Annotated in this window: 10 protein-coding genes and 1 pseudogene; 7 read left to right on the top strand and 4 right to left on the bottom strand. The window is 69.4% G+C overall.

From position 1 onward, the window contains the following. The first annotated feature begins 5 nt into the window (after positions 1 to 5). Positions 6 to 2561 carry an ABC transporter permease gene (locus B4M62_RS01255; protein ID WP_290703977.1) on the top strand — a complete coding sequence of 852 codons (2556 nt, stop codon included), beginning with the start codon at positions 6 to 8 and terminating at the stop codon, positions 2559 to 2561. A 52-nt stretch (positions 2562 to 2613) separates the two neighbouring features. Next, positions 2614 to 3261, top strand: a complete 648-nt coding sequence (locus tag B4M62_RS01250; RefSeq protein WP_290703974.1) for a hypothetical protein — start codon at positions 2614 to 2616, stop codon at positions 3259 to 3261. Positions 3262 to 3291: 30 nt separating this feature from the next. Here the strand turns inward: B4M62_RS01250 and B4M62_RS01245 are convergent, their stop codons facing one another. From B4M62_RS01245 to B4M62_RS01235, 3 genes are read right to left on the bottom strand one after another with little or no spacing between them, the layout of a single operon-like run. Then, positions 3292 to 4620 carry an MFS transporter gene (locus B4M62_RS01245; RefSeq protein WP_414651749.1) on the bottom strand — a complete coding sequence of 443 codons (1329 nt, stop codon included), beginning with the start codon at positions 4618 to 4620 and terminating at the stop codon, positions 3292 to 3294. Between the two features lie 16 nt (positions 4621 to 4636). Next, a complete protein-coding gene (locus B4M62_RS01240) occupies positions 4637 to 5101 on the bottom strand; it encodes a MarR family winged helix-turn-helix transcriptional regulator (protein ID WP_290704141.1) in 465 nt (154 codons plus the stop codon). A 35-nt stretch (positions 5102 to 5136) separates the two neighbouring features. After that, entirely contained in the window at positions 5137 to 8049 is a 2913-nt protein-coding gene (locus tag B4M62_RS01235; RefSeq protein ID WP_290703971.1) for a hypothetical protein, read from the bottom strand. 115 nt (positions 8050 to 8164) lie between these two features. On the opposite strand from B4M62_RS01235, the gene B4M62_RS01230 reads away from it, so the two are divergent. Further along, the gene (locus tag B4M62_RS01230; RefSeq protein WP_290703968.1) at positions 8165 to 8845 is read left to right on the top strand and encodes an SDR family oxidoreductase; all 681 of its coding nucleotides are present in this window, start codon (positions 8165 to 8167) and stop codon (positions 8843 to 8845) included. 9 nt (positions 8846 to 8854) lie between these two features. On the opposite strand, the gene B4M62_RS01225 is transcribed toward B4M62_RS01230, so the two are convergent. Further along, positions 8855 to 9247 (bottom strand): nuclear transport factor 2 family protein, encoded by a 393-nt coding sequence (locus tag B4M62_RS01225; protein WP_290703965.1) that lies wholly within the window; start codon positions 9245 to 9247, stop codon positions 8855 to 8857. 115 nt (positions 9248 to 9362) lie between these two features. Between B4M62_RS01225 and B4M62_RS01220 the strand changes: the two genes are divergently transcribed. The 4 genes and pseudogenes from B4M62_RS01220 to B4M62_RS01205 form a co-directional block, all read left to right on the top strand. Continuing rightward, entirely contained in the window at positions 9363 to 10412 is a 1050-nt protein-coding gene (locus B4M62_RS01220) for a hypothetical protein (RefSeq protein ID WP_290703962.1), read from the top strand. Beyond that, positions 10409 to 11101, top strand: a complete 693-nt coding sequence (locus B4M62_RS01215; protein WP_290703960.1) for a DUF4129 domain-containing protein — start codon at positions 10409 to 10411, stop codon at positions 11099 to 11101. Before B4M62_RS01220 ends, B4M62_RS01215 begins: the two co-directional genes overlap by 4 nt. Continuing rightward, the gene (locus B4M62_RS01210; protein WP_290703957.1) at positions 11098 to 12321 is read left to right on the top strand and encodes a DUF4350 domain-containing protein; all 1224 of its coding nucleotides are present in this window, start codon (positions 11098 to 11100) and stop codon (positions 12319 to 12321) included. Before B4M62_RS01215 ends, B4M62_RS01210 begins: the two co-directional genes overlap by 4 nt. Further along, positions 12318 to 12682 (top strand): annotated as a pseudogene (locus B4M62_RS01205) (AAA family ATPase); the annotation flags it as partial. The gene B4M62_RS01210 and the pseudogene B4M62_RS01205, both read left to right, overlap by 4 nt.

The raw sequence follows: 12682 nt of genomic DNA, 5'->3' as shown, positions 1-12682 counted from the left end.
CGGTCATGCGCCGGGTCTCGGTGCGCAATCTCGCCGCGCACAAGATCCGGCTGTTCCTCACCGTGTTCTCGGTGGTGCTCGGTACCTCGTTCGTGGCCGGCTCGATCGTGTTCACCGGCAGCATCTCCAACGCGTTCACCAGCATTTTCGACAAGACTGCGCGTGGCGTTGCCGTTCAGGTCGCACCGAGGAATCCGTCCGAGATGGCGGCAACGGGTGCACAGATCAGTCCCGGGGTGCCGATGCCGGTCGTCGAGCAGCTGCGGGCCAATCGTGACCGGCTCGGCTACGACCGTCTCGCGGTGAACTACACCGGGCTTGTCGCCGTCGCGGCGGCCGACGGCAAGGCGCTGCAGACGGGCAATGCACCGAGCATCGGCACCACCTATCTCCCGCCCGGTCAGGCGGTCGCCGAGGGCGAGAACGTCATCCTGCCCGGCGGTCGCGGGCCGGTCCGTGCGGGTGAGGTCGCCATCAACTCCACTGCGGCGGAGAAGGCCGGGCTACACGTCGGATCAACGACCAAGGTCGTGGCCGGGCAGGGAACGGCGGGGCCGCAAGAGGTCACCGTGGTGGGCCTGCTCGACTGGCCGTTCGAAGTAGGCGGGTTCGTGACGGTCGCCTTCGATGAACAGACAGCGCGGCACCTGTTTTCCGATGGCAACCACGCCGGCACCGTCACCCTGTCGGCGCGGCCCGGAGTCACCGACGGCGAGTTGCAACAACGCGTCAAGAACCTGATCGGCCCGACGCTCCTCAAGGTGCAGACCGGTGCGGAGGTGCGCCAGGAGAGTAAGGACTCGATCAACAGGTTCCTCCAGATCTTCACCTACATCCTGCTGGCGTTCGCCGGGATTGGGATCATTGTCGGCACGTTCATCATCTACAACACGTTCGCCATGATCGTCGCCCAGCGCAATCGGGAACTCGCACTCCTGCGCGCGGTGGGCGCCAGCCAGGGACAGGTGTCGCGATCGGTCCTGACCGAGGCGTTCATCGTCGGGCTGGTGGGTGCGGTTGTCGGCCTCATCGCCGGGATCGGCCTTGCCGCGGGGTTGCGTGCGGTCGCGATCGCCACGACGGGCCTCCCCGACGGCGGGTTGCTGATCACACCGTCCGCCGTCATCGGCACGCTCCTCGTCGGGATCGTCGTGACCATGCTCAGCGCGTGGCTGCCGGCCCGCCGCGCGGCCCGCGTCGCGCCGGTGGAGGCGATGCGTTCGACGATGGCCGAGCCGCGGTCGCTGCGCCGCCGTACCATTGCCGGCTCGATCATCGGCGCGGTCGCGATCGCGATCACGGTGGCTGCCGCGATGCGTCAGGGTGTCGGCCCGGCGCTCGGCGTCGGAGTGGGTGCGATCCTGCTGATCGTCGCTGTCGTACTGGCGGCGCCGGCGCTTTCGATACCGGTGATCTCCGTCCTCGGCGTCATCACCCGGCCGTTCGGCAAGATCGGCCAACTCGCCCGCACCAACGCCGGCCGCAATCCGCGGCGAACCGCTGCCACCGCGTTCGCGCTGACCATTGGCCTGATGCTGGTCGCCATCATCGGCACCCTCGGTTCGACCTTCAAAGCGACGGTCGACGAATCGTTGAACACAAACGTGAAGTCAGACTTCTTCGTCACCGGTGTCAACAACCTGCCGGTGCCACCGCCGGTCTTGCCGGCGATACGCGAGACTCCCGGCGTGGCCGAGGCCGTGGGGGCCGGGATGGTGGTCGGCACCATCGACGGCAAGCAGGTCAGGGGACGGGCCGTCGTTGGGGGGCGGCTCGACGAGATGGTCAACTACCGAATTGTCAAGGGCGTCGATCTGACGCCCGACGGGATGCTCGTGGACGAGCCGACCGCGCGCACCGCGGGGTGGACCGTCGGCAAGGTCCTGATGTTCACCCGCGCCGACGGGGCAGCGGTGCCGGTGCCGGTCGTCGGCGTCTACGAGCGCAACGACGCGGTCGGCCCGTGGCTGCTCGGCAGCACCGCCTACGACCAGGTGATGCCCGGACCGACGCAGATGCTGGCGGGCGTCTTCGTTCGTGCCGCACCGGGCGTGTCCCCGGTGCAGCTGCAGGAGCGCCTCACCGCCGCGACCGCCGGATTCTTGACGGTGCAGGTGCAGACGCGCGAGGAGTTCAAGAGTGCGGCGTCGGCGATGATCGATCAGATGCTGGGCGTGCTGTACGCGATGCTGGGCCTGGCCCTGCTGGTGGCCGTGCTCGGCATTGTGAACACCCTCGCCCTTTCGGTGGTCGAGCGTCGCCAGGAGATCGGGATGGAGCGCGCGATCGGCATGGCGCGCAGCCAGGTGCGCCGGATGATCTACCTGGAATCGGTCCTAATCGCCATTTTCGGGGCGCTGCTGGGTGTTGTGCTGGGCAGCGGGCTCGCGGTGGCCCTGGTGCGCACCCTGCGGGAATGGGGAATCGGCAGTCCGGTGCTGCCGTGGCCGCTGATCGGTCAGACGCTGGTCGGGGCGGCGGTCGTCGGCGTCGTCGCGGCCATCTGGCCGGCGATCCGCGCTTCCCGGACCAAGCCGTTGGAGGCGATCGCCGGCGAGTGACGGGTGCCACCGAATCCGGCGCAGCGACCTCACCGGGTGACACAATGTGTGCATGACATATCCCCAGGATCCCCAGGACCCGTTCGCCTCCTCGACGCGCAGGTTCGATCCGGAGCAGCCGACCAGTTCCTACCAGCCGGAGCAGTACCCCGGCACCGTCCAGTACGGGAACGAGCAGTACGGCCAGGGGTATGGCGACAACGGCGGTGGGCCCGATAAGAACCGGCGGACGAAGATCCTCATCGGGTCGATCGTGGCCGGTTTGGTCGCCATTCTGTTGGTGGCATTCCTTATCTCGGTGACCGCCGGCCGGGGTGGTGAAACGCCGGCGCCAGCCGTGTCGGACACCACGAATGCGCCCAGCACGCAGGATACGACGACGTCGGAGTCCGCTACGACCGAATCCGTGCCGAGCAGCCCGACAACGGCCCCGGTTCCCGCGGGGCAGGTCGTCTACCGCTTACTCGGTGACGGCGATCTGATCGTGGTGCGCTACCAGACGAACGGCCGGTCGATGACGATGGCGACGGTGCGCTCGCCGTGGTCGGTGACGACGTTCGTGCCCGACGGTCAGGCCAGCTTGGGTGCCATCGTCGTGCGCGGCACGGTAACGTGCCAGATCGTCGTCGGCGGGACGGTGATGTCGGAGGGGACGAGTTCGGGTGGCCCGCTGAACTGTGTCGCCGATCTGCCGGGCTGACGCGGCGGGCGGCCTCGCCACATCTGTGGGCTACATCTCCTCGGTGCCGATGAGGGCGGCGTCGGCGGGGATGGGCGCGCGGTCGGTGGCGTCGTTGCGGACGAGCGACACCACGGCGATGGCGATCACGCAGTAGCTGGCGGCGAACCAGAACGGGGCGGGCGCGCCGAACCACGATGCGATGTGGGCGACGGCGATGGCTGAGGCCGCGCCGCCCATCCAGCGCAGGAAGCTGTAGCCGGCGCTCGCCACCGACCGGGGCGTTGCCGGGTCGCCACTGGACATGGCAACACTGGTGAAAAGGGTGTTCAGGACGCCCGAGGGCAGGCCGGAAAGGATGACGGCCAGCCCAATCAGCACGACGGAATCGGCCGCCGCACCGTAGGCGGCCAGGGCCATCGCCGCGGCGTAGACCGTGATGGCACCCAGGACTCCCTCCTTCTGGCCGAAGCGGTCCGCGATGCGCGGCGCGAGGAAGACACCGGCGAGTGCGGTGAGCAAGCCCCACCCGAAGAACACCAATCCTGCGCCGATGGGTCCGACGGCACCGTGTCCGTGGGCCTTGTTCGCGACCGACAGGGCCAGCGGGGCCCAGGCGATGATGGTGAACAGCGCACCGGTGTAAAAGCCCGAACCGATTGCGGTGACCAGCAGGGTCCGATCCCGCAGCGCCGCGAGCGGGTCGGTGATGCGAACCGGGGTGCGGTCGCCGCGGGGCCCGTCGGCGGGCAGCATCCAGGCGCAGAGGATCGCGCCCACCAGCATCAGCAGCGCGGTGCCGGCGAACGGCGCCTGCCACGATGCGCTGCCCAACAGGGCCCCGATGAGCGGCCCAACGGCGAGGCCGACGCCCAGTGCCGCCTCGTAGAGCAGGATCGCGCCGCGCTGCCCGCCTTTGGCCTGCCCGACGATGAACGCCAGCGCGGTGGCCATGAACAGGGCGTTGCCCAGTCCCCACAGCACGCGCAGCATGATCAGCTGATCGATGGTGGAGCCGAAGGCGCTCAAGCCGGCGGCGACGACGATCAGGACAAGTCCCACGGTCAGGGTGCGTTTGGGCCCGAAGGTGTACGCCGACCAGCCGGTGATCAGCATCGCGAACACCTGCACGCCCAGGTAGACGCCGAAGAGCAGTGTCAGTTTGGACTCGGGCGCGTGCAGCGCTTCGGCAATGGTGTTCAGAATCGGGTCGACCAGCCCGATCCCCATGAATGCGATGACGGCGGCGAATGCGGTCACCCAGACCGCTCGGGGTTGCTTGCGGAAGGTCTCGATCAGCGCTGGGTGGGTGCCGGGTTCCGTCGCGGCGAGCGGGGCCGAGACGGCCGCCGAATGGGCGTCATCAATCTTTTCGGTCACGGGTTTCCTTCTTCAACTAATTCGAGGAGGCGTCGGCCGCAGTGGTGGCGCGCTCGAGGTGGTCGTGGAGTTCGGCGAGGGCCGTTGTCGCGGCGGCCAACTGGCCGCGGCGCTCTTCCGACAGCTGGGCCAGTGCCGCCGTGAGGGCGTCGTCGCGCTGGCGGCGGGCCGCTTCAATCGTGGTGCGACCCCGTTCGGTGAGTTCGACGATGACGGCCCGCCGGTCGTCGGCATCGGGGCGGCGGTGGACGAGTCCGAGGTTGATCAGCCCGTCGACCAGCGTGGTCGCCGTTGGCATCCGGATCCCCTCGCGGTCGGCGAGGGCGCCCATCCGCAGGGGTGCGTGCACCAGCAGAGTCGACAGGGCAGACGCTTGAGCGGCGCTGAGTCCGGCGATGGGTGCGCGCCGCCGCAGCGCCAGGTACAGCCGGGTGATGGCCGGTCGCAGATCTCGGGCCAGGTCGTCGCTCACCGAAGCGATACTAATCCTTAGGTTTACGAACTAAAACCTCACGGTCAGTGAGATTGGCCACCGGTGAGCGGGTTCAGGGCTTGGCGGGCCTTCGCGCCGATCTGCCTGCCGAGTTCGGTGTACGCCGCGAATTGGCCCTCGTTGAACCACTGGTCCGATGTCGCGTCGTGGGGAAAGACCGGGTTGTTGTCGGCGTAGGTGAGCAACCACGGCGGTAGGTCGGCGGTGAGGATCGCCTTGGCCAGGATCAGGACTCCGGACCGGCCGCCGGCCGAGTCGGGATAGGTGAACCGCACCCGCACGATCGGGGAGTCGGCCAGCCGGGCCACCAGCTCAGCGGTGACGTCGGCCGCAATGGCCCGGTCGGCGGTCCCCGGGGCGAGCCGCGCGGGCGAGTAGTCGTCGTCGATGGCGAAGCGCACCCCGAGTTCTGCTTCGGCCAGCCGGACCGCTTCGGCAAACGTGGTCAGGTCGGGCGGGGTGTCGCCGCTGGCGTCGATGGCCACGATCGTCGTACACCGGCGTCGCAAGGCCTCGACCAGGCCGAGGTTCTCGTAGTGGCCGCCGTCGCTGATCTGGACCAGTCGCCCGTGGCCCGAGTGGGACCCGAAGACCTCCCGGAACAGGTAGCTGATCCCGCGAAACGTCGGCAGGCCGTGTGGCCATGCCGGGTTGTCGTGTTCAAACCGGGATTGGAACAGGAAGCGCGGATTGGGCAACCAGCTGCCCAGGCGCGCCCCCGAGACGGCCAGCAGCGCCTGATAGCCGCGGGCAGCCCGACCCATCGCCGACCCGAAGGCTGCGCCGCTGATCGCAATCGCGGCCTGCACGGTCAGGTCTCGCCGGATCCGGGTGGGGACGATCTGCGCCAGCGACTCGGTCTTGAGCCAGCCGAGATCGGGGCCGCCGACGTAGTCGGCGCTGAAGGCGTAGGACACGGCGTTCTGCCCGCTGGCCGGCTTGTCCTCCCCCGATACCGCGGCGGCGGCGGCGAACACGAATACCGGAGTGGTCAGGCCGTGATGTGGCGGATCGGCCGGGGCGGGCCAGGTCAGGTGCGTCCGGCGGGGTTCGGCGAAAAGGGAGAGCTCGGTCGACTCCGATGGCGGGTAGGGCACTGCGCGCAACTGGCCGTCGCGGAGCCGGATGCGGCGCATCGCGAACGCCGTGGCCAGCCGGCGGCGATAGAACGGGTGCAGGCTCGTCGACGTGACGTCGAACAGGGCCAAGACGGCCAGCACCGCGAGTGCGCCGACGCCGACGCCGACAACCTTGCCGGTGTCGGGGGAACCGGGCGTGGCGCCGCGAACCGCCCACGCCGCGACCACGGCGACCGTCAGCAGCCAGGCGAGCGCCAGGACGACGAGGGTGACCAGGACGATCAGCAGTTGCACGACGCCCTGTGGCACCGCCTGTCGCGGCGCGGCCGGCGTTCCGCGCATCCGTGCGAAGAAGCCGCTCACCGATCCGCGGTTACGCCACAGGATAGCCACCAGCACCGCCACGTAGTTCAGGACGAGCACCGATGACACCGGTCCCGCCACCCCGGCGGGACCCGACGGCCCGCCGGAGGACCACACCACTCGCATTGCCCACGGGATCGCGAAGGTCGCCAGCGCGATGATGGCCGCAGCGGTCGCCGCCAGCTGGCCGATGCGGGTGAACACTTGGTTGAGGTTCATCGCCCACCGGCGCGTCGACGTCGCCTCGGCCAGGTTGGCGGCCACCAGGGACAGCACCGACAGCGCTGCGGCCACGCCGACCACGACTAGTGCGGGAACCGTGTTGGGCGTTCGCGTCGACCACGCGGAGTCGAGTTCGACGGCGGAGACCGGCACCCGCGCGTAGAGCGTGCCGAGGAGCGCTCCCAGGACCACCGCGGGCACAAACACGACGGCCAGTGACAGGATCATGTTCTTGGCGACGATGGCGAGGGCCGCGGCGAGTTCCGCGGGCGAGTCGGCGATGTAGCTGGCGTGGCGGCGGACCCGGTCGTACTCGACCGAGCCGCGTTTGAATGATTCGTCGACCGGTAGCGGTTCGTCGGGGATGGCGGCGGGATTGGTTGCGCCGAGCGCCTCGCTCATCCCGGCGGGCCAGACCGACGTGCCCGGTGGGCGATGAGCGGCCTGCAGGAACGCCCCGGAGAGGAAGCCGCCGCCGGAGACCGAGATGAGGTAGTCGGTGGCGGCGAGCACGTCATTGGTCGCATCGTCGGCGTTCGCGCTGGGGTTGCCCGACAGCGCCTGCAATGCGCCGAGTGCGACGCTGCCCGCGCGGATGCCCCCGCCGGACAGGCAGACCGCGCTGGTGTCGGATCGGATCGGATCGGCGACGGTGGGGACCCAGTACGCCCGGCGCCAGCGGTACTGCTGCGCCGACTCGTCCTCGCGCGGCGGAGCGAAGACATAGGCGACGTCGGGAACTTCTGATCTGCTGTGTATCAGCCACTTTCGCGAGAAGTACCACCGGCCGGCGTACCCGATCGCGCCCGGGATGATCAGCAGAACGGGGACGATCATCACCCACTTCAGCGTCGCGAAGGGAGCCGACCACGCACCGTTGTGGGCGAGCAGGGCGATGTCTTCAGCGACATCTGCCAGCGCCGCGACGGCAAGCATCCCGAGTAGCGCGGTGATGGCGGTGCGCAGCGTCACCGAGAAGGTGCGCGTCCGGAGGAACACGCACAGTGCCCCGAGGGCCAGGGTGTAGCCGACGATAAACCCGAAGTCGCTTCCCACCGCACGATCGAGTTCGCCGGCCCGGGCACCGGGATCGCCGGTGAACTCGTACCCCACGATGCCGGGCGCGCTGGCGCGCAGCCCGAACCAGGTGGTAAGTGCGACGCCGACGAGGAAGCCGACGATCAGGGCCGCGTCGAGTCGAGGATTGCGCGTGCGGCCGGCGGCGGAGAAGCCACTCCCATCGGGCGGGCGGTCCGGTTCGGTCGCTGACATGGGACCAATGATCCGCCACGAGCGTCCGGCATAGGGCTGGTCGGGGGAACATTCCCGCCGCGGGACCGGATATCGGGCAAAGTCGGCGCACCGGTTGCCGAGTAGGGTCGCAGGCGTGCCCACCGCTCTGATCACCGGCGCGAGTCGCGGCCTCGGCGCCGCCATCGCGACCGCGCTCGCCGGCTCCCATGACGTGCTGCTCGGTGGGCGACCGTCGGCCGAACTAGACCGCCTCGCCGCGTCACTCGGTGGCGCCACGACCTTCGCGGCCGAGTTGACCGACTATGCGGCGGTGGCCGCGGCGACCGAGTCGATCACCTCGCTCGACGTGCTGGTGCACAACGCCGGAGTCGAGTCGAGTCTGGAAAGTGTGGCCGACACCCCCGTGCAGGAGTGGCAGCGTGTTCTCGAGGTGAACCTCGTCGCGGCCGCCGAACTCACCCGCCTGTTGCTGCCGGCGCTGCGCCGGTCCGGCGGTCACGTCGTCTTCATCAACTCCGGCGCGGGAATCCGGGCGAATCCGGGCTGGGCGCCGTACGCGGCGAGCAAGTTCGGGCTGCGGGCGCTGGCAGATTCACTTCGCCTCGAGGAGCCGGGTCTGCGGGTGACGTCGATCTTCCCCGGGCGGATCGATACGGAGATGCAGCGCCGCATTGTCGCGATCGAGGGCGACCCCTACGACGGCGGCGCATTCCTTGATCCCGCGACAGTCGCCGCCGCCGTCGCGGCGGCGGTGCACACCCCGGCCGATGCCCATCCGGTCGAGGTGGTGCTGCGCCCGGCAGGACGGCCCTAGTACGGCCGGTCAGACCGTCTTGAGGTCGGTGGCCGGATCCCAGACGGCGCGCATCGAGGTGATCTTGCCGTTCTCGTCGAACACCATGATGTCGACGGGCTGGATTTCGAAGCCGGTGTCGCCGGCCTTGGTGAAGAGGTGGAACTCGAAGACTGCGGTGTCGCCCACCACCTTCTTCCACTTGAGGGTGGCCCGGTGCTCGTCGAGGTTGGCGATAAGGCCGTAGAACTCGATCAGTTCGGCGCGCGTGGTGCGCAGCGGGGACCCGATGGGGTCTTCGACGCTGCACTCCTCGGCGTACAGGTCGGCGATCTGCTCGGGAGTCCCGTTGGTGATCAGGTCGATGTAGGTGTCGACCGTCGCGTTGATCGCAGCGGTCAAATCGGTGGCGGTGCCGGTCATCAGGGTGCTCTCCTCGAATGACGAACTAGAACAGGTTCTAGTCACGGTAGCAGCTGGATGGTGTTTGCTTTGATAGGTTCGCGGTTCTAGAGAAGTCCACTCACGAGGGGTTGCTATGTCGGCAGGCGACGATCCGCTCGGCGGCGAGCGGACCCGGTTTGTCGGCTGGACACCCCCCAATGTCGAGGTGGCGACACCGCAGCCCGGTCTCGTCGACGCGGAGTGGCAGCCGGCCGGCCCGCGCACCGGCCGCGGGGCGCAGCTGCCGACGCTGCCCGGCGTCGAGCTGCCGACGCGGCTACCCGAACCGCAGCCCGCGCCCGTCGACGGTCTTGTCGCGCACAAGCCGGGCAGCGCACCGCTGCGCCCCTTGACCGGCCTGGACATCGTCAGCGGGGCGGTGAGCGTGGCGAGCGGCAACCTCGGGATAATCGGGCTGCTCTGGGTTTGCGCCTGGGTGCCCGCGGCCGCCATCGTCGTTGTCGCCCGCGTCGTCGACCCCGGGCTGGGCCTGGTCGCACTGAGCATTGCAGCGTTCGTCATGCCGGTGGCCCTCACCGGTGCGCTCGCGAGCCCCCTGCATGCGACGGCGATCGGACGGCCGATGGCCTTCGCCGACGCACTGTCCGCGGCGTTCGCGCGGCTGGTTCCGCGTACCGCGCTCGAGGTGGCCGGCCTGGCGATTCTCGCTGCGCCCGCGTTACTGCTCGGCCTGGTGCTGGCGGCAATCACCGAGGTGGTCGCCAAGAGCGTGGCGGTGCTGCTGCTCCCCGTGCTGTACACCGCTCCGCTGTCGGTCTACCTGCTGGTGGCCGTGCCGATTCAGCTAATCCACACCGTCCTCGCCGTCGAGGGCGCGCCCCTGGAACAGTCGGTCCGCCGCGGGCTGTATCTGAGCGGAAAGAGCCTGCTGCATCACCTGGTGCCGATTGCCCTGCAGGCAATTCTGTTCAGCACCATCGGGTTTGCGATCCTCATGTCGGTGGGTCTGTTCTTCCTGCGCGGGATGCCGGCGATGGTCATGCTGATCGCCGGCGCGGTCCTCTCCCCGATCGCCGCTGGTTTCGCGGTGATGTACTACGTCGATGCCCGGATTCGTCAGGAGGGCTACGACGTGGAGCTGTCGGCCCGAGTGGCCTCGGGCGCGGGAGCGGAGGCGGCGTGATCTACCTGGCGCTCGACCCCGACAACGACACCGCCCGGCAGTGGCTGCGCGACGAGCTGTCCAAACCCCGGTACGCCGACCCGGCGGCGAAATCGCCCGAGTGGAGGTCGCCCCAGACACCGGGGTTCCTGGACCGGCTCGGCAAGTGGTTGTCGGGCCTGTTCAACAGCGGCCTCTCGCTGACCATCGGATTCCTGCTCCTGGCCCTGCTCATCGCGGTGGCCGGGTACGTCGTGGTCCGCGTGCGGCGCGAGACCCGGCGCACCGGCGATGCGATCGACGGTTCGCCAGGGGCGGTGCTCGGCGGGATCGCCGGGACGGCCGAGCAGTTCCGGTCGGCGGCGGCCGAGGCGCTGGCGGCGGGCGACTACGACAATGCGGTGCTCGCGGCCATGCGCGCCATCGCGCAATCGGCGTCGGACCGAACGCTACTCCTCGGCGCGCGCTCGGCCACCGCCCACGACATCGCGCGGCGGCTCCGCCATGTCTTTCCCGATCACTACGGCGTGCTGTACTCGGCGGCCGAGGTATTCGATGCCGTCGCCTACGGCGGGCGCCACGCCGGCGCCGGTTCGGCCGCCGCACTGGTGCACTTGGACGCCGATCTGCGGGACACCAGACCGACCGGTTACGTCGACGATGAGATCGCCGAGATGTCGCTGCCGTTGCTTCCCCCGGTGCGCCGATGAGTGCGCCCCCGGCGGGATCCGCGAGCAACCCGGCGGTCCGCCGCCGGCCCGGACCGATCGTCGCCGTCGTGTCATTGATCATTGTCGGCGCGTTCGCGGCCCTGGCGGTTGCCGCCCTGATCGTCGGCGGGTCGCGGGAACGGATGCCCACCGGCAACTCCACCCCCGGCGATCCGGGAAGCTTCCGGTCCACTGGAACCGCCGCTCTCGCCCAGACCCTCGCGGCGCACGGCGTCGCGGTACGCGTTGCCCGCGATCAGCAGGAGTTGCGCGGCTGGCCAGAGGCCACGCCGTCGACGGTGGTCGTCATCTCGCGGGCCACGTCGGCATCGGAGAGCAGTACCCGCATCCTGCGGGACAAGACGCGCCACGCTCGCCGGATCGTTGTCTTGGATCCCCGGTCGGAGGTGCTCGATCAGTGGGGCGTCTCGACGGCCGTCATCTCGTCGACCGGTTCGACCCTCACCTCTGCGGCGCAGTGCTCGGTGGCCGGGATTGCCCCTGCTGATCGGGCGGGTCACTCCGCCACCATCATCGTCGCCGGTGCTGACGCGGTGATCTGCTTCCGCGACCCGCTGACACCCACCGGCGGTGCTGTCGTGGTCTATCCGGCTACTGCCGCGCACCCCGAGATCGTTGTCGCCCAACAAGATTGGTTCCGCAACGGGGCGATCCTGGCGAACGATCACGCGGGAATCGCGGTGCGGATGATCGGCGCCGGAACCCAGGTGCAGTGGTTCGCACCCAACTACACCGACCTGATGAACGACAACCCCGAGCCGATGACCCAGGCGAAGCTCGAGCCCGATGTGCCGCGCTGGCTCTGGCCGATGGCCGGCCTCGGCGCCTTCGTGCTGATCGCACTGATGCTGTGGCGCGGCCGCCGTTTCGGCCAACTCATCACCGAGCCGCTGCCCGCCGTCGTCAAGGCCGCGGAGACCACCGAGGCGCGCGGCCGGCTCTACCAGGCATCCAAAGACGCCCGGCGCGCGGCCGCCCAGTTGCGCGGGCAGGCCCTGCGGACGATCCCCAAGCGTCTCGGGGTCTCGCGCCACGCCCCGGTCGACGATATCGTCGCGGCCGTTTCCCGGGCCACCGGCCGTGACCTCGCCACCGTGTACGCCCTGCTGGCCGGCCCGCTGCCGGTCGACGACGACGGGCTCGTCGCCTTCGCCACCGATCTGTCCACCCTTGAAGAGGAAGTCCGACCCGTACTATGACGACACCAGTTGCACGCCACACCGACTCTGACCGCGCCCGCCAGGCCTTGTCCGCGGTGCGCGGAGAAGTCGCGAAGACCGTTGTGGGACAAGACTCTGCCGTTGCCGGCATCCTCATCGCACTGCTGTGCCGCGGGCACATCCTGCTCGAAGGCGTACCCGGGGTCGCCAAGACGCTGCTCGTCCGCTCGGTCGCCGCGGCGCTCGCGGTCGACACCAAACGAGTCCAGTTCACCCCCGACCTCATGCCCGGCGACGTGACCGGCTCGCTGGTCTTCGACAGCGCCACCTCCGAGTTCACCTTCCGCGAGGGGCCGGTGTTCACCAACCTGCTCCTGGCCGACGAGATCAACCGCACCCC

The sequence above is a fragment of the Gordonia sp. UBA5067 genome, assembly GCF_002414845.1.
Lineage (GTDB): Bacteria > Actinomycetota > Actinomycetes > Mycobacteriales > Mycobacteriaceae > Gordonia > Gordonia defluvii.
The sequence above is the reverse complement of the archived record's forward strand: the minus strand, read 5'-3'. Positions and strand labels throughout refer to the sequence as shown.

Excerpts from the sequence above, each read along its gene's own strand:
- B4M62_RS01255 (WP_290703977.1), top strand. The coding sequence starts at position 6 with ATGCGCCGGGTCTCGGTGCGCAATCTCGCCGCGCACAAGATCCGGCTG.
- B4M62_RS01210 (WP_290703957.1), top strand. The coding sequence starts at position 11,098 with ATGAGTGCGCCCCCGGCGGGATCCGCGAGCAACCCGGCGGTCCGCCGC.
- B4M62_RS01225 (WP_290703965.1), bottom strand. The coding sequence starts at position 9,247 with ATGACCGGCACCGCCACCGATTTGACCGCTGCGATCAACGCGACGGTC.
- B4M62_RS01220 (WP_290703962.1), top strand. The coding sequence starts at position 9,363 with ATGTCGGCAGGCGACGATCCGCTCGGCGGCGAGCGGACCCGGTTTGTC.
- B4M62_RS01235 (WP_290703971.1), bottom strand. The coding sequence starts at position 8,049 with ATGTCAGCGACCGAACCGGACCGCCCGCCCGATGGGAGTGGCTTCTCC.
- B4M62_RS01250 (WP_290703974.1), top strand. The coding sequence starts at position 2,614 with ATGACATATCCCCAGGATCCCCAGGACCCGTTCGCCTCCTCGACGCGC.